General features: G+C 60.3%; 18 protein-coding genes and 3 tRNA genes. 12 read left to right on the forward strand and 9 right to left on the reverse strand.

Annotated elements, in window-relative coordinates:
* Positions 1-132 precede the first annotated feature (132 nt).
* A complete protein-coding gene (locus tag D7325_RS08800) occupies positions 133-1,680 on the forward strand; it encodes a catalase (RefSeq protein WP_120995193.1) in 1,548 nt (515 codons plus the stop codon).
* 41 nt (positions 1,681-1,721) lie between these two features.
* On the opposite strand, the gene folD is transcribed toward D7325_RS08800, so the two are convergent.
* Positions 1,722-2,576 (reverse strand): bifunctional methylenetetrahydrofolate dehydrogenase/methenyltetrahydrofolate cyclohydrolase FolD, encoded by an 855-nt coding sequence (gene folD, locus D7325_RS08805; RefSeq protein ID WP_120995194.1) that lies wholly within the window; start codon positions 2,574-2,576, stop codon positions 1,722-1,724.
* Positions 2,577-2,822: 246 nt separating this feature from the next.
* On the opposite strand from folD, the gene D7325_RS08810 reads away from it, so the two are divergent.
* From D7325_RS08810 to D7325_RS08825, 4 genes are all read left to right on the forward strand, one after another.
* Positions 2,823-2,899 (forward strand) — tRNA-Arg (locus D7325_RS08810).
* Between the two features lie 34 nt (positions 2,900-2,933).
* Positions 2,934-3,009, forward strand: a tRNA-His gene (locus D7325_RS08815).
* Between the two features lie 55 nt (positions 3,010-3,064).
* Positions 3,065-3,149: transfer RNA gene (locus D7325_RS08820), tRNA-Leu, on the forward strand.
* A 476-nt stretch (positions 3,150-3,625) separates the two neighbouring features.
* Entirely contained in the window at positions 3,626-4,105 is a 480-nt protein-coding gene (locus D7325_RS08825) for a VOC family protein (protein ID WP_120995195.1), read from the forward strand.
* A 218-nt stretch (positions 4,106-4,323) separates the two neighbouring features.
* On the opposite strand, the gene tcyN is transcribed toward D7325_RS08825, so the two are convergent.
* From tcyN to D7325_RS08860, 7 genes are all read right to left on the reverse strand, one after another.
* Positions 4,324-5,082 (reverse strand): L-cystine ABC transporter ATP-binding protein TcyN, encoded by a 759-nt coding sequence (gene tcyN, locus D7325_RS08830; RefSeq protein ID WP_120995196.1) that lies wholly within the window; start codon positions 5,080-5,082, stop codon positions 4,324-4,326.
* Positions 5,082-5,750 carry a cystine ABC transporter permease gene (tcyL, locus tag D7325_RS08835; protein WP_120995197.1) on the reverse strand — a complete coding sequence of 223 codons (669 nt, stop codon included), beginning with the start codon at positions 5,748-5,750 and terminating at the stop codon, positions 5,082-5,084. The genes tcyN and tcyL overlap by 1 nt, the downstream gene beginning before the upstream one ends.
* Complete coding sequence (tcyJ, locus tag D7325_RS08840) at positions 5,747-6,544, reverse strand: cystine ABC transporter substrate-binding protein (protein ID WP_120995198.1); 798 nt, start codon at positions 6,542-6,544, stop codon at positions 5,747-5,749. Before tcyJ ends, tcyL begins: the two co-directional genes overlap by 4 nt.
* Positions 6,545-6,656: 112 nt before the next feature.
* Positions 6,657-7,655 carry a D-cysteine desulfhydrase gene (locus D7325_RS08845; protein WP_120995199.1) on the reverse strand — a complete coding sequence of 333 codons (999 nt, stop codon included), beginning with the start codon at positions 7,653-7,655 and terminating at the stop codon, positions 6,657-6,659.
* 82 nt (positions 7,656-7,737) lie between these two features.
* On the reverse strand, positions 7,738-9,189 hold the full coding sequence (locus D7325_RS08850; protein WP_120995200.1) for an MBL fold metallo-hydrolase: 1,452 nt from the start codon (positions 9,187-9,189) through the stop codon (positions 7,738-7,740).
* A 689-nt stretch (positions 9,190-9,878) separates the two neighbouring features.
* On the reverse strand, positions 9,879-10,166 hold the full coding sequence (locus D7325_RS08855; protein ID WP_120995201.1) for a hypothetical protein: 288 nt from the start codon (positions 10,164-10,166) through the stop codon (positions 9,879-9,881).
* Between the two features lie 271 nt (positions 10,167-10,437).
* Positions 10,438-11,391, reverse strand: a complete 954-nt coding sequence (locus tag D7325_RS08860; protein ID WP_120995202.1) for an alpha/beta fold hydrolase — start codon at positions 11,389-11,391, stop codon at positions 10,438-10,440.
* 117 nt (positions 11,392-11,508) lie between these two features.
* On the opposite strand from D7325_RS08860, the gene D7325_RS08865 reads away from it, so the two are divergent.
* The 7 genes from D7325_RS08865 to D7325_RS08895 all read left to right on the forward strand — a co-directional run bounded on the left by D7325_RS08865 (position 11,509) and on the right by D7325_RS08895 (position 20,987).
* A complete protein-coding gene (locus D7325_RS08865) occupies positions 11,509-12,342 on the forward strand; it encodes an AraC family transcriptional regulator (protein WP_120995203.1) in 834 nt (277 codons plus the stop codon).
* Positions 12,343-12,620: 278 nt separating this feature from the next.
* Positions 12,621-13,931, forward strand: coding sequence for a trigger factor (tig, locus tag D7325_RS08870; RefSeq protein WP_120995204.1), 1,311 nt, complete (start codon positions 12,621-12,623; stop codon positions 13,929-13,931).
* Between the two features lie 100 nt (positions 13,932-14,031).
* Positions 14,032-14,652: an ATP-dependent Clp endopeptidase proteolytic subunit ClpP gene (gene clpP, locus D7325_RS08875; protein ID WP_120995560.1), complete on the forward strand. Its 621-nt coding sequence runs from the start codon at positions 14,032-14,034 to the stop codon at positions 14,650-14,652.
* A 96-nt stretch (positions 14,653-14,748) separates the two neighbouring features.
* A complete protein-coding gene (gene clpX / locus D7325_RS08880; protein ID WP_120995205.1) occupies positions 14,749-16,029 on the forward strand; it encodes an ATP-dependent Clp protease ATP-binding subunit ClpX in 1,281 nt (426 codons plus the stop codon).
* A 126-nt stretch (positions 16,030-16,155) separates the two neighbouring features.
* Positions 16,156-18,552, forward strand: a complete 2,397-nt coding sequence (gene lon, locus D7325_RS08885) for an endopeptidase La (protein WP_120995206.1) — start codon at positions 16,156-16,158, stop codon at positions 18,550-18,552.
* 133 nt (positions 18,553-18,685) lie between these two features.
* Complete coding sequence (gene hupB, locus D7325_RS08890; protein WP_120995207.1) at positions 18,686-18,958, forward strand: nucleoid-associated protein HU-beta; 273 nt, start codon at positions 18,686-18,688, stop codon at positions 18,956-18,958.
* A 172-nt stretch (positions 18,959-19,130) separates the two neighbouring features.
* On the forward strand, positions 19,131-20,987 hold the full coding sequence (locus tag D7325_RS08895) for a SurA N-terminal domain-containing protein (protein ID WP_120995208.1): 1,857 nt from the start codon (positions 19,131-19,133) through the stop codon (positions 20,985-20,987).
* A 487-nt stretch (positions 20,988-21,474) separates the two neighbouring features.
* On the opposite strand, the gene D7325_RS08900 is transcribed toward D7325_RS08895, so the two are convergent.
* Positions 21,475-22,143, reverse strand: a complete 669-nt coding sequence (locus tag D7325_RS08900) for a Bax inhibitor-1/YccA family protein (protein ID WP_120995209.1) — start codon at positions 22,141-22,143, stop codon at positions 21,475-21,477.
* Positions 22,144-22,253 lie beyond the last annotated feature (110 nt).

The raw sequence follows: 22,253 nt of genomic DNA on the forward strand, positions 1-22,253 counted from the left end.
GCCCTGCAATCGCAGGGCGTTTCGCTATGAAGCCGATTGGCAACGCTTATCGTCGATCGGCGAACCAAGGGTCGGCGGGGTTCTCCAACGTATCGGTACGTGAAGCCAATACCGATAAACCGAGGAGGAGCCATGAGCGACGATCCCAAGACGCTGACGACCCGACAGGGTCATCCGGTCCATAACAATCAGAGCCTGCGCAGTGTCGGCGAGCGCGGCCCGGCGACGCTTGAGAACTACCAGTTCATCGAAAAGATCACCCACTTCGACCGGGAACGCATTCCCGAGCGGGTGGTGCACGCGCGTGGGACGGCTGCGCATGGCTTTTTCGAGGCGTACGGCAAGATCGGCAACGAGCCGGCCAGCAAATACACGCGTGCCAAGGTGCTGACCCAGGCGGGCGTGCAGACGCCGGTCTTCCTGCGTTTTTCCACCGTGATCGGAAGCAAGGATTCGCCCGAGACCGCGCGCGATCCCCGTGGCTTCGCGATCAAGTTCTATACCGTCGAGGGGAACTGGGACCTGGTCGGCAACAACCTGAAGATTTTCTTCATTCGCGACGCCATCAAGTTTCCCGACATGATCCACGCGTTCAAGCCGGATCCGATCAGCAATCGGCAAGAGGCCTGGCGCTTCTACGATTTCGTCCAGCACCATCCCGAAGCGCTGCACATGGTGACCTGGGTGAAGAGCCCGTGGGGCATCCCGGCCGATTACCGGCACATGGAAGGCTCCAGCGTGAACACCTACAAGCTGGTCAATGAGCAAGGCCAGGCCGTGCTGTGCAAATTCTCCTTCCAGCCGAAGCTTGGGGTGAAGAATCTGACCAGCGAGCAGGCCGCCGAAATCCAGGCCAAGGATGTGGGCCACGCGACACGCGATCTCTACGACGCGATCGAGCGCGGCGATTTCCCAGAGTGGGAGATGTGCGTCCAGGTCATGGCGGATGGCGAGCACCCCGAGCTCGATTTCGATCCGCTCGATGACACCAAGCGCTGGCCAGAGGACCAGTTCCCGCTGTTGCCGGTCGGACGGCTGGTGCTCAACCGTAATCCGTCGAACTTCTTTGCCGAGTCCGAACAGGCAGCGTTCGGCACGGGCGTGCTGGTCGACGGCATCGACTTCTCCGATGACAAGATGCTGCAAGGCCGCACCTTGTCCTACTCCGATACGCAGCGTTACCGAGTGGGCGCCAACTATCTGCAATTGCCGATCAATGCGCCGAAATTTCACACGGCGACCAACCAGCGCGATGGGCAGATGGCGTTCTCCGTCGATGGCGGCGGCGAGAATCCTCACGTCAACTACGAGCCCAGCAGCCAGGGCGGCCTGCGTGAGGCGCCGCTATCGAGCAAGCCCTATGCCCAGTGGGTCGAAGGCGCGCTCGGTCGATATCAGACCACCAAGGCCCGCTCGGACTATGCGCAGGCCGGCGAGCGCTATCGCACGTTCGAAGACTGGGAGCGGGACGACCTGATCAACAATTTGGTCGCTGACATGAAGGATTGCCCGGAAGACATCCAGCTGCGAATGGTCTGGCATTTCTGGCACTGCGACGAAGACTACGGCCGTCGTGTCGCACAGGGCGCCGGTATCGATCTGGAGAAAGCCAAAGCGCTGCCACCACTCGAAGGGCGACCGGCGCCCGGACAGGATTTTCCTGCCGGAACGGGCCGCTGAGTCGAAAGGGCCGTTGTGGAGGCGGCCCTTTTATTGGTGTGTTAGCGGTGCAGGGTGTCGGCGGCGTGGAGCGTGTTTTCGAGCAGGCAGGCACGGGTCATCGGGCCGACGCCGCCAGGTACCGGCGTAATCCAGGCGGCCCGCTCGGCGGCAGTCTCGAAGGCGACGTCGCCGATCAGGGTGCCGTCGGCCTGCCGGTTGATGCCGACGTCGATGACGATTGCCCCTGGCTTGATCCATTCGCCTTTGACGAGTCCCGGCTTGCCAACCGCCACGACCACCAGGTCCGCGTCTTCCACGTGCTTTTTCAGATCACGCGTGAACCGGTGCGTCACGGTGGTGGTGCAGCCTGCCAGCAGCAACTCCAATGCCATCGGCCGGCCAACGATATTCGACGCACCGACCACCACGGCGTGGAGTCCGTGCAGGTCGATGCCGGTCGACTCGAGCAGGCGCATGATGCCTTTGGGTGTGCAAGGCCGCAGCAGCGGCATGCGCTGGGCGAGACGGCCAACGTTGTAGGGATGGAAGCCGTCGACGTCCTTGTCTGGACGGATACGCTCCAGCAGCTGCGAGGCGTCCAGGTGGGCCGGCAATGGCAACTGGACCAGGATGCCGTCGATCTCTTCGTCTTCGTTTAGCCGATCGATCAGTTCAAGCAGCGCGGCCTGCGAGGTAGACGCCGGCAAATCATGGGCGACCGATGTGAAGCCGACCTGCTCGCAGTCCTTGCGCTTATGCGCGACATACACCTCGGATGCGGGATCGTTTCCAACCAGGATCACGGCGAGTCCGGGCGCTCTGAGCCCTTGCTCGCGCCGTTCGGAAACGCGTGCGGCGATTTCGCACCGGATGGAGGCCGCGATCTCCTTCCCATCGATCAGTTGTGCCGTCATGAATCTTGAACCGTGAAAAGACGAAGGGGCGGCATTCTCGCACGCGGCTCCCCAAGTTCCAAAGCATGCCGCGCCCAGGTCTAACCCCTTTATGAAAAAGAAATTTTTTGCACTCGTTGTTGACGCCGGCGGCAACCCCTCTTAACATGCGCCCCGCTTGCCGAGCACAGCCTGTTTACCAGGCGGCGCTTTGGAAGCCTGCTTGATTCGAGCGTCATCTCTGCCCTGCATGCAGAAGCAGATTGAGCGCCCGTAGCTCAGCTGGATAGAGCATCCGCCTTCTAAGCGGATGGTCGCAGGTTCGAGTCCTGCCGGGCGCGCCAAGCGGCGACGCAACGAGTAGGGCAGAACGATATGGTGGGCGTAGCTCAGTTGGTAGAGCACAGGATTGTGGCTCCTGGTGTCGTGGGTTCGATTCCCATCGTCCACCCCATATTCGAAACGCCAGGCATTCGTGCCTGGCGTTTTGCGCTTTAACTTCGCAATTCGCGGACGTGGTGGAATTGGTAGACACGCTGGATTTAGGTTCCAGTGCCGAAAGGTGTGAGAGTTCGAGTCTCTCCGTCCGCACCAATCGATGGTTTCACAAGGTCTCCAGACCTTCGCTGAAATACTCTAGAAGCCCCGTAAATGGGGCTTTTTTGTGTCTGGCGGTTTGTCCCGCACCATCGCACCTCAGCGCATCGGGGCGATACCCCAAGGCGGTCGTCCGACACGCCGCCCGGCAGGTGCACCTCGGTCAGGTCGGATCATGCATTCGGCCGAAATCTCCTACTCCGAAATCACATTCGCTCCATTTCGTCGAGCGGCACACCATCACGCCAGGCTCTTCGTCCCCGTTTTCCGGAAAGCTTGAATGGATGCGTTTCGATCCGCGAAGCGCAGGCTGGACGGCAACGAGAGTACGGGCGGCATATGCCCGGCCTGCCACATCGGACGCGATGAATCTGAGAGGGGTTTGTCGACTTAACCGAGTCCTGTACGACTAGATATGCGCTTCACGCTACCTGCGAAGCCACATCCAGTTAACAGTCAATTGGAGCCCAAAAATGACCAGCAAAAACACCATCTGCCTCTGGTACGACGGTACCGCGCTCGAGGCTGCAACCTTCTATGCCGAAACCTTTCCGGACAGCGCAGTGGTCGCGGTCCACCGCGCCCCAGGCGACTATCCCTCGGGCAAGCAGGGCGATGTCCTGACGGTCGAGTTCAGGGTGATGGGGATCCCTTGCCTCGGGCTAAACGGGGGACCGGCCTTCAGACATACCGAGGCGTTTTCGTTCCAGGTCGCCACCGACGACCAGGCCGAGACGGACCGCTTGTGGAACGCGATCGTCGATAACGGCGGCCAGGAAAGCGAATGCGGCTGGTGCAAGGACAAGTGGGGCCTGTCGTGGCAAATCACGCCCCGCGTACTGACGGCCGCCTATACCAGCCCTGATCGAGCGGCGGCCAAGCGGGCATTCGAAGCAATGACGGGCATGCGCAAAATCGACATTGCGACGATCGAAGCGGCATTGAGGGGCTAATCGGGCCGACGCCTCCGCGGCGCACCCGGCAAAGGCGATTCGTTGCCAGAGAGAGGCCGAAGCCAAACCAGGGCCGACGAGCCGTTCGCCAAGCGCCGAGGGTGCGTCCAGGTCCATAGGCCGCGCTCGTGGCGGCCGGCACGCCCAAAGGCGAGGGCGCCGATACTGCGTTAGCGTCTCAGCCAGGGCCAACGATCGAGGCAGCGCGAACGGGCGCTTCAGTGCCCGTGGTGGTCGCCGATGAACTTGCTCAGGAACTGCCGCGTGCGCTCGTGCTGCGGTGCGCTGAGCAGTCGCCTGGCGTCGCCCTGTTCGACGATCACCCCGTCGTCGATGAAGATCGCCCTGTCGGCCACGTCGCGGGCGAAGCTCATCTCGTGGGTGACGATGACCATGGTGCGCCTTTCCTCGGCCAGGCCGCGGAGGGTAGTGAGCACCTCGCCGACCAGCTCCGGATCGAGCGCCGAAGTCGGTTCGTCGAAGAGGATGACGTCCGGCTCCATCGCCAGCGCACGGGCGATCGCCACGCGCTGTTGCTGACCACCGGAGAGACGCCTGGGATAGGCATCTTCCTTGCCATCCAGCCCGACCTTGGCCAGCAGCGCTCGGCCGCGCTCGATGGCCTTGCTGCGCGGCTCCTTCTTCACCTGCACCGGGCCCTCGATGACATTCTCGAGGGCGGTGCGATGGGGGAACAGGTTGAAGTTCTGGAATACGAAACCGACGTGCTGGCGCAGCTCGCGGATCAGCTTTTGCTGCGGCTTGAGCGGTCTGCCGGCATCGATGTGGATATCGCCGACGCTGATCTGTCCGCCGCTGGGTGGTTCCAGCAAATTGAGGCAGCGCAGCAGAGTGGTCTTGCCCGAACCGCTGGGGCCGATGATCGCCAGGACTTCGCCAGGCGCGATGTCGAGGTCGATGCCCTTGAGCACCGCCTGGCCATTGATTGATTTCCTGAGGTTGCGCACGGAGATCATCAGGCGTCCCTCTCGTGGCGGTTGACCCGGTCTTCCAGCCGACCCTGGAAGTGTGCCAGCACGCTGGCCAACAACCAGTAGATCAGCGCGGCGGCCAAGTACATGGTGAAGATCTCGAAGGTGCGTGCGGTAATAAGCTGCGCCTGGCGAAACAGCTCAGGCACCTGGATGGTGGCGGCCAGGGCGGTGTCCTTGACCAGCGAGATGAAGCTGTTGCCTAGCGGCGGCAGGGCGGTGCGTGCGGCCTGCGGCAGGATGGCCCGGTACAGGGTCTGCGCGCGGCTCATGCCGATGCTGGCGGCCGCCTCCCATTGGCCGCGGTCGATCGACGCGATCGCGGCGCGCAGGATCTCGGCGGTGTAGGCGGCCATGTTCAGCGAGAAGCCGATCAGCGCCGCCGGCAGCGGGTCGAGCTGGATACCCAGTTGCGGCAGGCCGTAATAGATCATGAACAGTTGCACCAGCAGGGGCGTGCCGCGAAAAAACGATACATACACTCGCGCCAGCCACTGCAGCGGCCGAAAACCATACAGCCGCAGCAGGGCCAGGCCGAAGCCCAGCAGCAGGCCGAAGAACATTCCGCCCAGGCTCAGCACCACGGTCCACAAGGCGCCCTTGAGCAGAAAGGGCAGCGAGTCCAGCACCAGCTGCAGGTTGCCCTCGATCATTGCGTGACGTCAGCCCCGAACCACTTCTCGGAGAGCCGTTTCAGAGTGCCGTCGGCGCGCAGTTTGGCGATGGCCGCGTCGATGGCGGCGAGCAACTCCGGGTTGCCTTTGCGCAGGGCAACGCCGGACTCCTGGCGGGAGAAGGCGTCACCGGCCACGGCCAGGCGATCGCCGGTTTTCTCGACCATCTCGAAGGCGGCCAGCCGGTCGACCAGGATCACGTCGATGCGGCCGACGGCAAGGTCCTGGAGCTTCGTCGGGTCATCGTCGTAGGTGCGGATGTCGGCTTGCGGCACGTTCTCCTTTAGCCATTGCTCGTAGTTCGTACCCAGGCCCACCCCAACCTTCTTGCCGGCCAGGTCAGCCGGGCTCTTGATACTGCCGGCATCGGCCTTGCGGGTCAGCGCCTGGATGCCGGAGACGGTATAGGGCGTGGAGAAGTCGTACTTCTGTTTGCGCTCGTCGGAGATGGTCACCTGGTTGATCACAACGTCCAGGCGCCCTGATTCCAAGGCGGCGAGGATGCCGTCCCACTTGGTCGGCTGGAACGCCGCCTTGACTCCCAGTTCCTCTGCCAGGGCGTTGGCGAAGTCGACCTCGAAACCGGTCAGCTGGCCGTTCTCGTCCTGATAGTTGAAGGGCGGATAGGTACCCTCCAAGCCAACCTCGAGGGTGCCTTTGGCCCTGATCTCGTCGAGCAGATCGGCGGCGAACACGGGGGTGAACAGGCTCGAGCCGAGCAGCAGGCTCAGGCCGCCGAGCAGGAAACGACGACGCAGCGTGGCAAATGTCATGGCAGGCCTCATAAAAATGGACAAACGTCATATAACTCTAAAGGCAGCTTGTTATTCGATAAAACAATCAGAAGTTATCGTAACCAAGCGTTCAGGAATAAAAACTCTGCGCTTACAGCGCCCATGGATGATAGGCGAAGAGCGCCGGGGCACCGCCGGTATGCAGGAACAGCAGCGGACCCCGGCCGGGAAAGGCGCCGTGGGCGATGCCATCGAGCAGGCCGGCGAAGGCCTTGCCGGTGTACACCGGGTCGAGCAGCACGCCTTCCTGCTCGGCAAGCAGGCGGATTGCCGCCAGGGTGTCGGCATTCGGCTCGCCATAGCGCGGGGCGAAATACTGGTCCCACAGCTCGACCCTGAGGCCCGTCGGCACCTCGACGCCGAGCCGCTCGGCGGTGCCTCGCAGCAGGCCTTCGACCTTCGGCCGCTGTGTCGCCTGAAGCCGCGACACGGTGACGCCGACCACCCGGCTGCCCGGCCGAGCATATTCCAGCGCCAGGGCCAGGCCGCTGTGGGTCCCGGCGCTGCCAGACGCGAGGACCACGGCGGCAAACTCCTCGCCGGTACGATGCATCTGCTCGGCCAGCTCCAGGCCGGCGCGCACGTAACCCAGGGCGCCGAGCGCATTGGAGCCGCCGATGGGCACCACGTAAGGGTTGCGCCCAGCGCCGCGCAGGCGCTCGGCGACGGTCTGCAGCAGGGCGTCGGCATCGTCCAGGTTGGCGACCGCTTCGATCTCGCAGCCGAACAGGTCGAGCAGCAGGCGGTTGCCGTTGCCGAGGTAGTTGCCTTCGGCCGTCCCCAGCGGATTCTCCAGCAGCGCCAGGCAGCCCAGCCCGAGCCTGGCCGCCAGAGCCGCCGTCTGACGTACATGGTTGGACTGGATCGCGCCGGCAGTGACCAGCACGTCCGCGCCCAGAGCCTGCGCATCGGCGCCGAGGTATTCGAGCTTGCGCGCCTTGTTGCCACCGAGGGCCAGCGGAGTGAGGTCGTCGCGCTTGATCCAGATATCCCGACCCAGGTGACGCGAGAGGCGTGGTAGATGTTCCAGGGGCGTGGCGCCGTCAATCAGCTCGAGGCGCGGGAAGCGGGCGAGGGCATCGGTGAGCATCGGGCAGGCTTCTGAACAGAGAGGAATAATCACTGTAGAAGGCAATTCAGCGCGCCAGCAAGCCGATACCCCGTGTCATGCCTTAAGGGATCGTCACCTGTCCTTGCTTTCCCGCTTCGCGATAACGCGCTCGTAGCACCTCGGCCAGGCGCTGCTTGGCCTGGTCTTCGCCATGAATCAGGCGAATCTCGCTCGGCCATTGCTTCATGCGCGTCACGAAACCGACCAGATCGGCCTGGTCCGCATGTGCCGAGTAGCCGCCAACGCTGTCGATGCTGGCACGGATATCGATACGCTCTCCCTCCAGATCGACGAATCCGCCGTCCGGTCCGTGCGTCTGGATATCTCGCCCCGGCGTGCCGTTGCCTTGATAGCCGACGAACACGACATGGTGTCGCGGGTCGCCCAACATGGCCTTTAGGTAGTTGACGATGCGCCCGCCGGAACACATGCCATTGCCGGCGATCACGATCGCGGGGCGAGCCGTTGCGGCAAGGTGCGCGACGATGCGCATGTGCTCGTCATGGCTGTCCACGGTGATGAGCTGCTTGAAGGACAGCGGCTTGCGCCCGTCCTCCAGGCGGTGCCGCGCATCGTCGTCCCAAAAGACCTGCAGCTCCTTGTAGGTAGCGGTGAATCGGCTGGCGAGCGGTGAGTCGAGAATGATGGGAATCTGTGGCCAATCGATGTCGGGCGACTCTTCCTTGGCCGGCTTGCCCCTGTCTTCTGCCGAGGCCTGCGCATCGCTCGACTGGCTTTGCTCGAAGAGGATTTCTTCCAGCTCGTACAGCAGCTCCTGCGTCCGGCCGATGCTGAAGGACGGGATCAGCACCGTGCCCTGATCGGCCAGTGCACGCTCGATGGCCGCCTGCAGGCGCTCGCGTCGATGCGCGCGGTCTTCATGGCGGCGGTCGCCGTAGGTGCTCTCCAGGACCAGCAGGTCCGCGTGTTCCGGAGGTACGAGATCGGGCAGGATGGGCGAATGGGGCGCCCCGAGGTCGCCGCTGAACACGATCCGCTCATGGCTCGTCTCATGGAAGCTCAGCTCCAGTTCTACGTAAGCCGACCCCAGCACGTGACCGGCCGGCTGCAGGCGCACCTGACATTGCCCCGTAACGGTTTCATGCAGGGTGAACCAATGGTCGTAAGGCAGCGCGATGACGCGCTGCTCGACGACCTTGAGGTAGTGCTCCAACTGCTCCTGGTCGCGGCTGATCGACAAGCGGAACGCATCTTCGAGCACGATCGGCAGCAGGCGGGCAGAGGGCTCGCTGCACAGGATAGGCCCATCGAAGCCCGCGGCCAGCAGGTTGGGAATTCGCCCTACGTGGTCAATGTGAACGTGCGTGACGATCAGAGCCTTGATGCCTTCGATGGGGAAATCCAGGGCCAACTCGTCGTTCTGACCCTCATCGGTGCCCTGAAACAGGCCGCAGTCGATCAGCAGGCTCGAGGTGTCGTCCATCCAGAGTTGATGGCAGGAGCCCGTGACGCCTTCGCGCGCGCCATGGTGGATGAGTTTCGTGTGTTTCATCGGAAATCCTTGGGTGGCGCTGCCTGTGGGGCCGATTGCCCTGTCTCGAACAAGGACAGCGGCTTGCGTTTGGCAATGGGCCCAGCGGCGGAGTTTCCTTGATAGCGATATCCGAGCGGCTCCTGAGCGCGAGATGTGTACTGGTTTCGTGTGATCTCAGCCCGACCGGTTGCGCCGCTTTTGCTGCCTCTATGTTTTGTCCGATCGAGAGAATGGCGCGCTCGCTGATGGCGGCAAGCCTTGCCGGACTTCGAGTCGCGGCGACAGCAGAGTGGCTAGCTAGAAGGTACAGACAGAGCGGGGAAGGGCGCAGGGTGAAGAAGGCGGGGGTAGCGGAAACTCCGTCACGGCTGCCGCCGAAGCGACAAGCTCGCCGTAAATCAGGCCCGCGCGTGCCGGGCTTTCCCACGATGGTGTGCGGATCACGTTGGCGAGGCCGTACGTGGCGGCAACAAGGTCAGGCGCCGGCAAGGTGTTCGTTATATTCAGTGGCTGGAAGAGGCTCGTTGCCTAAGGCTTGGTGGCGCAGCAACAGAGCGGCCGGGCTGCGGTGACATGCTGGATCGATTGCGCGGCGCCAGCAGCCAGGCTGGCACCAAGCGCCCGCCGCGCCGGCTCTTGAACCCTTCGAAGCGTTTCGATCTGCAATGGACTCGATGTCCCTTTCGTGATGCGTATGTCGCGCAGACTCACGCCTCAATGCCTTCGTGGGGCAATGCCGACGGCGCCTCGGGCTTGTCCTGCTCCGTCTCGCCCTCCGGTCGACCCAACAGCTCGGTCGTCGACTTCTGCACTTTATCGATCTGCTCGTTGAGCGCATCAAGGGTATCGCTCGCCGCCTCGTGCGCCAGCTCCTGCACGGCCTGTTCGGCTTTCTCGGTGAATTGCTGTGCGGACTCCTCGGCGACCTCGCAACCGGCCAGGGTCAAGCTGAGCAGCGTGGCTAGCGCCAGGATGGCAACGTTTGATCGATTCATAGCTACTCCAGCGGTGAGGCAAGCCAGGCACGCCGCAGCGACACGTTCATGGCGGAAAGTTTGGTTCGGCCCCAGCAAGGGGTAAGCCGTTGCGGTTTACGCAAGGACTGAACGCTATCACGACGGCCCTCGCTCCAGAGCCTTTGTCAGCCGCCAGGTTGTATCGAAATCAATCCATGGGAGGAATGTCGTGTGGTATGCGAGGCGGGGTGGCCACTGAATGAAGGAGGCCGGCCATGGGAAGCCCATGGCCGGCGGGGTGAAGCAGACGTCATTTCTTGAGGAAGTCGAGCAAGTCCTGGTTGAAGCGATCCTTGTGCGTGTCGGTCAGGCCATGCGGGGCGCCCGGATAGACGATCAGCTCAGCCCCTTTGATCTGTGCGGCAGACGCCTTGCCGGAGATATCGAGTGGCACGATCTGGTCGTCGTCACCGTGGATCACCAACGTGGGCACGTTGAATTTCTTCAGGTCCTCACGGAAGTCGGTGGCCGAGAACGCCGCGATGGAGTCATAGGTGTTCTTGTGGCCGGCCTGCATGCCCTGTGCCCACCAGCTGTCGATCAGCCCCTGCGAAACCTTGGCGCCCGGACGGTTGAAGCCATAGAACGGGCCGGATGCAATGTCGCGGTACAGCTGCGAGCGGTCTTCCAGCGAGGCCTCGCGGAGGCCGTCGAAGACTTTCAGCGGCACGCCGTCCGGGTTGTCGGCCGTCTGCAGCATCATCGGCGGCACGGCGCTTACCAGCACGGCCTTCTTGACCTTTGCTGTACCGTGGCGGCCGATGTAGCGAGCCACTTCGCCGCCACCGGTGGAGAAGCCGACCGTGGTGACGTCTTCCAGGTCGAGCGCTTCGATCACCGCCGCCAGGTCGTCGGCGTAGTGGTCCATGTCATTGCCATCCCACGGCTGGCTGGAACGCCCATGGCCACGGCGATCGTGTGCGACCACCCGGTAGCCTTGATCGGCCAGGAAGATCATCTGCGATTCCCAGCTATCCGAGTTTAGCGGCCAGCCATGGCTGAAGGTGACGACCGTGCCGTCCTTTGGGCCCCAATCCTTGTAATACAGCCGCACACCGTCGGCGGTGACGATGTAGTTGCCGTCCACGGTGGCGCGGTCTGCAATCTGTGCGGGCGTGGCAGGCTGCGCGGCATTGGCGGTGGCGCCGGCCTGCAGCGTGATCGCGAGCATGCTGGCGGCAAGGGTGCGAAGGGTAGCGTTCATGGCGGTAGTTCCTCTCGGGTTGATGGCCGGTCGGTATTGCCCGGTGAGATGAAGTGTGTCCGCATGATCGATACGAATGGTGATATAAAGTCCTGAAAAATTGATCAGGAGTTTTTAATGGTCGATCGGCTTGAAGCACTGATGGCTCATTTCCCTGTCAGTGCGCGAGTGTTTAATGCCGGTGCGCTATGCGGCATCAATACGCTGCAAAGCGATGGCGCACATGGCCAACTGCATCTGGTGCGCAGTGGCGCCGTCGAGGTGCAGTACGGAAGAACCGTGCTCCAGGTCGAGCGACCGAGCCTGCTGCTGTTCCCGCGCCCGTTGACCCATCGCTTCGTTACCGACCCGCAGCGCGGAGCGGACATGGTCTGCGCCCACCTGACGTTTGCGGGCGGCGCAGGCAATCCCATCGCATCGGCGCTGCCGGACGCTGTCTGCCTGCCGCTGCAGCGCCTTGCCGGTGCCGAGCCGGTGCTGGCGTTGCTGTTTGAGGAGGCGTTCGAACAGCGTTGCGGCCGCGTCGCGTTGGTCGAGCGCCTGTTGGAGGTGGTGATGATCCAGTTGCTGCGACATTTGATGGAAAGCGGCGACATGCGGGGCGGCTTGCTGTCCGGGCTGGCGCATCCGCGGCTACGCAACGCGCTGGTGGCAATGCATGAGAAGCCGGCACAGGACTGGACGTTGAGCGAGCTGGCGACCGTAGCCGGCCTGTCGCGCAGCGTATTCGCCACGACTTTTCGCGAGACGGTCGGCACCACCCCGGGGCAGTACCTGCAAGGTTGGCGCGTGCGACTGGCACAGAAGGCCCTGTTGCGTGGCCGCCCGTTGAAGGTGATCGCAACCGAAGTTGGCTATGGCAGCGAAGCCGCCCTGTCCCGTGCATTCAAGGCGCAATCCGGGCAATCGCCGCGCAAGTGGAAGGCTGGCTCCGTGGCGATCGAAGGTTGAAGGGCCCCAATACACGCATTATGGACACCACAGTCTATGCACCTGTGGCTAATGGATAGGCCAACGCTGTTTGCGAACAGCGACCACCGCATGAACGTTGGGGGCGAGACTTCACTCGACAAGCGCTGGCTGTCCGGCATCGCCTGTTTCAAAGGCCGATTTCCCTGCCTATGAGCAGGCGGTTGCGTGAAGGTGACTTATCTCGGTCGAGCCACTAGAATGCATGCCCACTTTGCGGCGGGATTCGCCGGCTTACGTCTGTGCAACGAGGAAAATACATGCAAGTTTCTGTAGAAAGCACCTCCGCTCTCGAGCGTCGCATGACTATCGGCGTGCCTGCCGAGCGTATCGAGACCGAAGTCAACAAGCGTCTGCAGCAGACTGCCAGTCGAGCCAAGATCCCTGGCTTCCGTCCGGGCAAGGTTCCGATGAGCGTCATCCGCCAGCGCTACGAAGCGGCTGCCCGCCAGGAGGCGCTGGGCGATCTCATCCAGGCAACCTTCTATGAAGCGGTCGTGGCGGAGAAGCTCAACCCGGCCGGTGCTCCGTCGGTCGAGCCAAAAGTGTTCGAAAAAGGCAAGGACCTCGAGTACGTAGCCACGTTTGAAGTGTTCCCCGAATTCAAGGTCGCCGGCTTCGAGGGCCTCGAAATCGAGCGCCTCCAGGCCGATGTGGCCGAAAGCGATGTCGACAATATGCTCGATATCCTGCGCAAGCAGAACACCCGGTTCGAAGCGGCGGACAGGGCAGCCGAGAACGGCGATCAGCTCAACATCGACTTCGTCGGCAAGATCGACGGCGAAGCATTCGCGGGCGGCAGCGCCAAGGGAACGCAGCTGGTACTTGGCTCGGGCCGCATGATTCCTGGCTTCGAAGACGCATTGGTGGGTGCCAAGGCCGGTGAAGAGCGCGTGATCAATCCGACCTTTCCCGAGGATTATCAGAACCTCGACCTCGCTGGCAAAACCGCTGAGTTCACGGTGACCGTCAATACCGTCAGCGCACCGGTCCTGCCCGAGCTCAACGACGAGTTCTTTGCGCAGTTCGGCGTTCAGGAAGGCGGCCTGGAGGGCTTCCGCGCCGAGGTAAAGAAGAACATGGAGCGTGAGCTTCGCCAGGCTATCAAGGCGAAAGTGAAAAACCAGGTGATGGATGGACTGGTCTCCAGCAACCCCATCGAGGTTCCGCAGGCGCTGATCAGCAACGAAGTCAATCGCTTGCGTGCGCAGGCCGTCCAGCAGTTCGGCGGCAACATCAAGCCCGACCAGCTGCCGGCCGAGTTGTTCCAGGAACAGGCACGTCGCCGTGTGGTACTCGGCCTGATCGTGGCCGAAGTGGTCAAGCAGTACGAATTGAAGCCTGATGACGCGCGCGTCCGCTCGATGATCGAAGAAATGGCGTCGGCCTATCAGGAGCCGGAGCAGGTTGTCGCTTGGTATTACAAGAATGACGATCAGCTGAACGAAGTTCGTTCTGTCGTGCTCGAAGAACAGGTTGTCGATACCGTGCTGCAGCACGCCAAGGTGAGCGACAAGGCCGTTTCGTACGAGGAGGCCGTCAAGCCTGCCGAAGCGGCGCAGGCCGGCTAAGCTCGTACCGAGCGCGGGAATACAGACATAAGCCAGCGACATGCTGGCTTATGTTTTTAGGCATGACTAGGAGAGCGTTAGGAACATGGTCAGCAATATGATGCAAGCACCTGAGATCCAGGCCGCCGGTGGACTGGTCCCGATGGTAATCGAGCAGTCTGCGCGCGGAGAGCGTGCGTACGACATCTACTCTCGGTTGCTGAAAGAGCGTGTGATCTTCATGGTCGGCCAGGTCGAGGACTACATGGCCAACCTGATCGTGGCTCAACTGCTGTTCCTCGAAGCGGAAAATCCGGAAAAGGACATTCACCTGTACATCAATTCGCCAGGCGGTTCGGTGACGGCGGGCATGTCGATCTACGACACGATGCAGTTCATCAAGCCTGACGTATCGACGATCTGCGTAGGCCAGGCGTGCAGCATGGGTGCGTTGCTGCTGGCTGGCGGTGCGGCAGGCAAGCGTTACTGCTTGCCGCACTCGCGGATGATGATCCACCAGCCACTCGGCGGCTTCCAGGGGCAGGCGTCCGACATCGAAATTCATGCGCGCGAGATCCTGACCATCCGCGAGCGTCTGAACAAGGTACTGGCTGAGCATACGGGGCAGCCGATGGACGTCATCGCTCGGGACACCGATCGCGACAATTTCATGAGTGGTGAAGAAGCCGTGAAGTATGGCTTGATCGACCAGGTGCTCACTCGTCGCCAGCTAGCCGTTTAACCCGCCCGCCTGCCTTTTCTCCCCGACCCGTGGGCTTGAAAAAGCCCACGATTGCCTTCATCTTGTTTTGCAAGCCTTCCCGATTGGATTGAGTGAATGACTGATACCCGCAACGGCGAGGACTCCGGCAAGCTGCTTTATTGCTCCTTCTGCGGCAAGAGCCAGCATGAAGTGCGCAAATTGATTGCTGGACCCTCGGTTTTCATCTGCGACGAGTGCGTCGACCTGTGTAATGACATCATCCGTGAGGAAGTCCAGGAAGCTCAGGCTGAAAGCAATGCGCACAAACTGCCTGCTCCACGGGAGATCAGCGGCATCCTTGACCAATATGTAATTGGCCAGGAGCGCGCGAAAAAGATACTCGCGGTTGCCGTCTACAACCATTACAAGCGTTTGAACCAGCGTGACAAAAAGGACGACGTCGAACTCGGCAAGAGCAACATTCTGCTGATCGGTCCGACCGGTTCCGGCAAGACCTTGCTCGCCGAAACCTTGGCCCGCCTGCTCAACGTGCCGTTCACGATCGCTGACGCCACGACGCTCACCGAGGCAGGTTATGTAGGTGAAGATGTCGAGAACATCATTCAGAAATTGCTGCAGAAGTGCGATTACGACGTAGAAAAGGCCCAGATGGGCATCGTCTACATCGACGAGATCGACAAGATTTCGCGTAAGTCGGACAACCCCTCCATTACCCGGGACGTTTCGGGAGAAGGGGTTCAGCAGGCCCTTCTCAAATTGATCGAAGGCACGGTTGCTTCTGTGCCGCCGCAGGGCGGTCGCAAGCATCCTCAGCAGGAGTTTCTCCAGGTCGATACGAGAAACATCCTGTTCATCTGCGGTGGAGCCTTCGCGGGCCTGGAGAAGGTCATTCAGAATCGTGCGGCCCAAGGCGGTATTGGCTTCAACGCCGAGGTGAGAAGCAAGGATCCGGGCAAGAAGGTCGGAGAATCCCTGCGAGCCGTGGAGCCGGATGATTTGGTCAAGTTCGGACTTATTCCAGAGTTCGTTGGCCGACTGCCTGTGATCGCGACCCTCGATGAACTCGACGAGCCGGCACTGATCCAGATTTTGACCGAGCCGAAGAATGCTCTGACCAAGCAGTACGGAAAGCTGTTCGAACTGGAAGGCGTTGACCTCGAATTCAGGCCGGATGCACTCAAGGCTGTGGCGCGGCGAGCGCTGGAGCGTAAAACCGGTGCCCGTGGTCTGCGTTCGATTCTGGAAGGTGTTCTGCTCGATACGATGTATGACATTCCCTCCCAGACCGACGTTAGCAAGGTGGTGATTGACGAAAGCGTGATAGAGGGCGCTTCGAAGCCTTTGCTTATCTATGAAAGTGCGGAACCGCCGGCGAAAGTAGCGCCGGAGGCGTAGCGATATAAGGGGCCGCGTGGCCCCTTTTCACTTTCTTGCTTCCTTTTCGCATTGTTCGCTGGGGCTTGGCGTCACGAGCGAAGCCCCTCGTAATACGGCCACAGGCCGCTGCAGAGCGATATTGATATGACGATGACTGTAGAACTGCCCCTTTTGCCCTTGCGTGATGTCGTGGTCTACCCGCACATGGTGATCCCGCTGTTCGTAGGGCGTGATAAGTCGATTGCAGCGCTTGAGGCTGCCATGACCGGCGACAAGCAGATTCTGCTGGTCGCGCAGCGCAATCCTGCTGACGACGATCCGGACAGCGAAGCGCTTTATGACGTCGGTACGATTGCCACCGTCCTTCAGCTCTTGAAGCTGCCGGATGGCACTGTGAAGGTGCTCGTCGAAGGTGAGCAGCGCGGGCGCATCCAGCGTTTTCTGACTGCGCAGACCCATGTTTCGGTAAAGGTAGCGGTCATTGATGAGCCCGAATCGGCCGACAGGGAGGCTGAGGTTTTTGTCAGAAGTCTGCTCAGTCAGTTCGAGCAGTACGTCCAGCTCGGAAAGAAGGTTCCGGCCGAGGTGCTGTCGTCACTGACGAGCATCGATGAACCTGGTCGCTTGGTCGATACCATGGCGGCGCACATGGCGCTGAAGATCGAGCAGAAGCAGGAAATTCTTGAAATCACGGAGCTCTCCGAGCGTGTCGAGCATGTGCTGGCGTTGCTCGATGCGGAGATCGACCTGCTTCAGGTCGAGAAGCGCATCCGGGGTCGGGTCAAGAAACAGATGGAGCGCAGCCAGCGCGAGTACTACCTGAACGAGCAGATGAAAGCTATTCAGAAAGAACTCGGTGACATCGAAGAAGGGCATAACGAGATCGACGATCTCAAGCGCCGCATCGATAACGCTGGACTCAGCAAAGATGCACAGGCCAAGGCGCAAGCCGAACTGAATAAGCTCAAGCAGATGTCACCGATGTCGGCTGAAGCGACTGTGGTTCGTTCTTACATCGATTGGTTGGTGAATGTGCCGTGGAAGCAAGCCACCAAGGTGCGCCTCGACCTGACCAAGGCGGAAGAAGTACTGGACGCGGACCATTACGGCCTCGAAGAGGTCAAGGACCGCATTCTCGAATACTTGGCTGTCCAGAAACGCGTCAAGAAGCTCAAGGGCCCCGTCCTTTGCCTGGTTGGGCCACCCGGGGTCGGAAAGACATCGCTGGCCGAGTCGATCGCACGTGCCACGAACCGCAAGTTCGTGCGCATGGCTCTCGGTGGGGTACGTGATGAAGCCGAAATTCGGGGGCATAGACGTACCTACATCGGCTCCATGCCAGGCAGGCTCATTCAGAAGATGACCAAGGCCGGCGTGAGGAACCCGCTGTTCCTGCTGGATGAGATCGACAAGATGGGCAGCGACATGCGTGGCGATCCTGCGTCTGCGCTGTTGGAAGTGCTCGATCCGGAGCAGAACCACAACTTCAACGATCACTATCTCGAGGTCGATTACGACCTCTCTGATGTGATGTTCCTCTGCACAGCCAACTCCATGAACATTCCAGCGCCCTTGCTGGATCGTATGGAGATCATTCGTCTTCCAGGCTACACGGAGGATGAGAAGGTCAACATCGCGACGCGCTATCTCGCCCCCAAGCAGACCGAGGCCAATGGTCTCAAGGCAGGTGAGGTCACGTTCGAAGAAGCTACCTTGCGCGACATCATCCGGTTTTATACACGCGAGGCAGGTGTCCGCAGTCTGGAACGCCAGATTGCGAAGGTCTGCCGTAAAGTCGTGAAAGAACATGCCGGCAGCAAGCGAATCAGCGTAACGGTCACGCCGGATCTGCTCGAGCACTACCTCGGTGTTCGGAAATTCCGCTACGGTTTGGCGGAGCAGCAGGATCAGATCGGACAGGTTTCTGGGCTGGCATGGACGCAGGTCGGTGGGGAACTGCTGACGATCGAATCGGCCTCGGTGCCTGGGAAAGGTCGCCTGATCAAGACGGGGTCGCTTGGCGACGTCATGGGTGAGTCCATTACAGCGGCGCTGACCGTCGTGCGTAGCCGCGCCGCCAGCCTAGGCATAGCGCCTGACTTCCATGAAAAGCAGGACATCCATATTCACGTTCCCGAAGGCGCCACTCCGAAAGACGGCCCCAGTGCGGGCATAGGGATGTGTACGGCACTGGTGTCGGCCATGACGCAAATTCCGGTGCGCGCAGACGTAGCAATGACTGGCGAAATCACTCTGAGAGGCCAGGTGCTCGCGATCGGCGGCCTCAAGGAAAAATTGCTGGCGGCCCACCGAGGCGGCATCAAGACTGTCATTATTCCCGAAGAGAATCGCCGCGATTTGCGAGAAATCCCCGAGAACATCAAGCAGGATCTGGAGATTCGGCCTGTGAAGTGGATTGACGAGGTCCTGCAAATTGCGCTGCAATACGCCCCGGAGCCCTTGCCAGACGCGGCTCCCAGCATGACCGCAAAGGATGACTCGCGTGAGTCTGATTCCAAGGAGCGAATCAGCACGCATTAGCGGAGAGGCTTCCTTGACACCTTTTTGGGGCCGTTGCTATAAAACGGCCCTTTGTGTCATTGCCACTCCTGCACCGCTTTGCTTAATACCCAAAATTAAAGTTATGACTCAACAGGAATAAAGGGGACTACGAGTGAACAAATCGGAACTGATCGATGCTATCGCTGCATCTGCTGATATCCCGAAAGCTGTCGCGGGCCGCGCACTCGATGCGGTGATCGACTCCGTAACGGATGCACTCAAGGCCGGTGATTCCGTGGTGCTGGTAGGCTTCGGTACTTTTGCAGTGAAGGAACGCGCCGCGCGCACCGGACGCAACCCTCAGACCGGTAAGCCGATCAGCATCGATGCGGCCAAGATCCCTGGCTTCAAAGCCGGCAAAGCATTGAAGGATGCCGTGAACTGATTTTGGCTTCAGTGGGGTAGTGGCAAGCCGGTGTTTCGTTATTTGCGGGCCGCACTGGTTGGCTGACTGGCACACGGCTGATTTCTGCTATTAACAAAGGCGCATCTTATGGATGCGCCTTTGTTTTATTGGCCCCTTGAGGGTAGCCCGACTGCAAATATTCGGGGGATGCATGCTTCAGAACATAAGGGATAATTCGCAAGGTTGGATTGCGAAGACGATCATTGGCGTCATCATCGTTCTTCTGGCATTGACTGGATTTGATGCCATCTTCAATGCGGCGGCAAACCGTGACTCGGTTGCAACGGTAAATGGAGAAGATATTGCCACGACTCAGCTTGAGCAGGCGGTCAATCTCCAGCGGCGACAATTGTTGCAGCAATTAGGCGGGGACTTCGATCCGGCCTTACTGAACGACCAATTGCTGCGTGAATCTGCGCTCAATTCACTCATCGAACGCATGCTCCTGCTGCAAGCCACGCAGGACATGGATTTTGCCTTTTCCGATCAGGCGTTGGATCAATTGATCGTGCAGACGCCTGAGTTTCAGGTGAATGGAAAGTTCGATGTGGCGCGTTTCGATCAAGTTCTGCAGCAAATGGGCTATTCCCGTTTGGAATTCCGGCAATTGCTGCAAGGGGAAATGTTGATTGGTCAACTGCGCGCGGGGGTGGCGGGCACTGCCTTCGTTACCGATAACCAGATCGATGCGTTCGCCGGACTTGAGCGCCAGACGAGAGACTTCGCTTATCACATCGTTCCGGCCAAAACGGATGTTTCGGTTACCGATGATGCTGTGGCTGCGTATTACGAAGAAAACAAAGAGCTTTTCAAGACGCCCGAGCAGGTTGTCCTTGAGTACCTGATACTCGATAAAGCCAACTTCGTCGAGCAAGCGGAAGTGCCAGCCGAGGCGCTACAGTCTGCTTACGATGAATACCTAGGCAGTCTCTCCGAGCAGCGCCGGGCTTCTCACATTCTGATCGAAGTTAACGATGACACTTCTGACGAGGAGGCCAAAGCCCAGTTGGAGGCGATTGAACAACGTTTGGCGGCAGGGGAGGATTTCTCTCAGCTCGCAAAAGAGATCTCTGACGATCCTGGTTCGGCTGCCGAGGGCGGCGACCTCGGCTTTGCGGGAAAAGGCGTTTATGACGAGACGTTCGAGCAGACGCTTTTTGCGCTTGAAGAGGGGAAGGTTTCCGAACCGATTCGCACCGAATTTGGCTGGCACCTGATCAAGCTGACTGGCGTAAGAGGCGCCGAGGCGCAGACCTTCGAGGAGCTTGAACCTCGATTACTCGAGGAGCTCAAGACGGCCGAGGCGGAGCGGCTCTTCATCGAAGCTAGCCGCGAGTTGGAAGGGTTGGCATTCGAAGCTTCAGACCTGCAGCAGCCAGCGGAAGCGATGAATCTTGTTGTCCAGACTTCCAAGCCTTTCGGTCGTGAGGGCGGCGAGGGAATCGCCGCTAATAACAAGATCGTTCAGGCAGCGTTCGCCGAGGAGGTGTTGCAGGGCGGCGCTAACAGCGGCGTCATCGAATTGAGCCCGGGCCGTGTTGCTGTCGTCAGGGTCAAGGAGCATCTGCAACCGCAAGTGCAGGAATTAGCCGTGGTGCGCAGTGAAATCGAAGCGCGTTTGAAAGCCCAGCAAGCTGCTGAAGCAGCCAAGGCGCGCGGCCAGGAGCTGGTCGAGCAGCTCGAAGCCGGTAAGCCGACCGATATCGAATGGCAGCAGGTGGAAGCAGCGTCACGCGTTCAAGAGGGCGTTGACCCGGCCATTCTTCAGGCGGTATTCAAGATGCCGAAGCCAGACGACGGGCAGCCGGAATTCGACGGCTTTGCGTTGGGTGACGGCAGCTTCGCTGTGGTGTCGTTGTCGGGTGTGAGCCAGCCGAAGCTTGAGCTTTCAGAATCCGATCGGCAGGAATATCGCCGTTTTCTCTCGTCGCGCGCCGGACAGCAGGCCTTTGCTGCTTACCGTGAAATGCTGCGAGCGACGGCGGAGATCGATCGGCAGGTGGAATAACCATCGTTTGAGTACAAAATAGCGGCCCAAGCCCTAGAAAGTTGTGGGCATGCTGTGAATAAAGCACTAAACAAACGCCCCGTGTCGGGGCGTTTGTTTTTACTGATTCAAAGGCAATCGATAGCAGGTCAGCTATGGCTGATCGGTTGCGTGCTGCTGACGGAAAGGCCACTGCCAACTATCCATGCCCAGTTGAATGATCAAAAGCCATTCTTATCGCTGGGCTGGCGTCGAGCCGTTGTTGCATGCACGAGAGGTAAGTTTCCGGCTGCATAACGAATCGTCCGCTCGTATTGGAGAGCATGGAGCTTGTACCGTCTGCTGTTCGTTCGATCAGCGAGAGCGGAGACATACTGTCAGGAGCACGAAAGGGGTTTGGTACATATGAAAATGCCCGCATCGTCGACCGATACGGGCACTGGTTGTCGCTTCTTCAGGCCGTCGATTTAAGGCAGCCCATTTCGGTGGGCCCTGATCTCAGCTGTGATTAATCATCGCTGCCAAAGATGCCAAGCAATTGGAGCAGGCTCAGGAACAGGTTGTAGATGGATACATACAAACTGATGGTGGCCATGATGTAATTTCTTTCGCCACCGTGAATGATCGCACTTGTCTGGAACAGAATGCAGACCGAGGAAAACAGCACGAAGCCGGCGCTGATTGCGAGCTGCAGCCCCGGCACCTGAACGAAGAGCGAAAGCAGCACGGCGCCAAGCAGAACGAAGAACCCGGCCGTTATGAAGCCGCCAAGAAAACTAAGGTCCTTGCGACTGATCAGCACATACGCGGAAAGACCAAAGAACACCAGCGCAGTCATCGCCAATGCGGACGAAACCAGCTCAGCACCATTGGCGAGGCCAAGATACATGTTCAGCACCGGGCCAAGGGTATAACCCATGAATCCGGTGAGTGCGAACGTGCTTAGCAGCCCCCATGCGGAGTTGCGCAGTTTGGCCGTAAGGAAGAACAAACCATAAAAGCCGACCAGAACAACGAAGATATTCGGGTAAGGCGCATTGGCCGTCATGGCCAGGTAAGCCACCAGCCCACTGAAAGCCAGGGTCATCCCCAACAGCCCATAGGTGTTGCGTAGAACTTTGCTGACTTCCCCCTGCTCGGTTTGCGTGTGGCTTAACGCATAGTTTGGTTCACGCATGGCTGTCTCCTCGAGATATCGCAGTTTGGCTCGATCATAACAGAGCCGCGGTGCGGTCCAAGCCGCAGTGTTTGACAGTCTGTGTCGATCGGGTACCATTGCCGCCCGCA

The sequence above is a fragment of the Stutzerimonas urumqiensis genome (assembly GCF_003640395.1).
Taxonomy (GTDB): Bacteria; Pseudomonadota; Gammaproteobacteria; order Pseudomonadales; family Pseudomonadaceae; genus Stutzerimonas; species Stutzerimonas urumqiensis.

Bases quoted from the DNA above. Each gene is read 5' to 3' on its own strand.
- D7325_RS08800 (WP_120995193.1), top strand. From the start codon at position 133: ATGAGCGACGATCCCAAGACGCTGACGACCCGACAGGGTCATCCGGTC.
- lon (WP_120995206.1), top strand. From the start codon at position 16,156: ATGACGATGACTGTAGAACTGCCCCTTTTGCCCTTGCGTGATGTCGTG.
- D7325_RS08865 (WP_120995203.1), top strand. From the start codon at position 11,509: ATGGTCGATCGGCTTGAAGCACTGATGGCTCATTTCCCTGTCAGTGCG.
- tcyJ (WP_120995198.1), bottom strand. From the start codon at position 6,544: ATGACATTTGCCACGCTGCGTCGTCGTTTCCTGCTCGGCGGCCTGAGC.
- tcyN (WP_120995196.1), bottom strand. From the start codon at position 5,082: ATGATCTCCGTGCGCAACCTCAGGAAATCAATCAATGGCCAGGCGGTG.
- D7325_RS08895 (WP_120995208.1), top strand. From the start codon at position 19,131: ATGCTTCAGAACATAAGGGATAATTCGCAAGGTTGGATTGCGAAGACG.
- D7325_RS08850 (WP_120995200.1), bottom strand. From the start codon at position 9,189: ATGAAACACACGAAACTCATCCACCATGGCGCGCGCGAAGGCGTCACG.
- tcyL (WP_120995197.1), bottom strand. From the start codon at position 5,750: ATGATCGAGGGCAACCTGCAGCTGGTGCTGGACTCGCTGCCCTTTCTG.
- clpX (WP_120995205.1), top strand. From the start codon at position 14,749: ATGACTGATACCCGCAACGGCGAGGACTCCGGCAAGCTGCTTTATTGC.
- D7325_RS08900 (WP_120995209.1), bottom strand. From the start codon at position 22,143: ATGCGTGAACCAAACTATGCGTTAAGCCACACGCAAACCGAGCAGGGG.
- tig (WP_120995204.1), top strand. From the start codon at position 12,621: ATGCAAGTTTCTGTAGAAAGCACCTCCGCTCTCGAGCGTCGCATGACT.
- D7325_RS08825 (WP_120995195.1), top strand. From the start codon at position 3,626: ATGACCAGCAAAAACACCATCTGCCTCTGGTACGACGGTACCGCGCTC.
- folD (WP_120995194.1), bottom strand. From the start codon at position 2,576: ATGACGGCACAACTGATCGATGGGAAGGAGATCGCGGCCTCCATCCGG.
- D7325_RS08860 (WP_120995202.1), bottom strand. From the start codon at position 11,391: ATGAACGCTACCCTTCGCACCCTTGCCGCCAGCATGCTCGCGATCACG.
- clpP (WP_120995560.1), top strand. From the start codon at position 14,032: ATGCAAGCACCTGAGATCCAGGCCGCCGGTGGACTGGTCCCGATGGTA.
- D7325_RS08845 (WP_120995199.1), bottom strand. From the start codon at position 7,655: ATGCTCACCGATGCCCTCGCCCGCTTCCCGCGCCTCGAGCTGATTGAC.
- D7325_RS08855 (WP_120995201.1), bottom strand. From the start codon at position 10,166: ATGAATCGATCAAACGTTGCCATCCTGGCGCTAGCCACGCTGCTCAGC.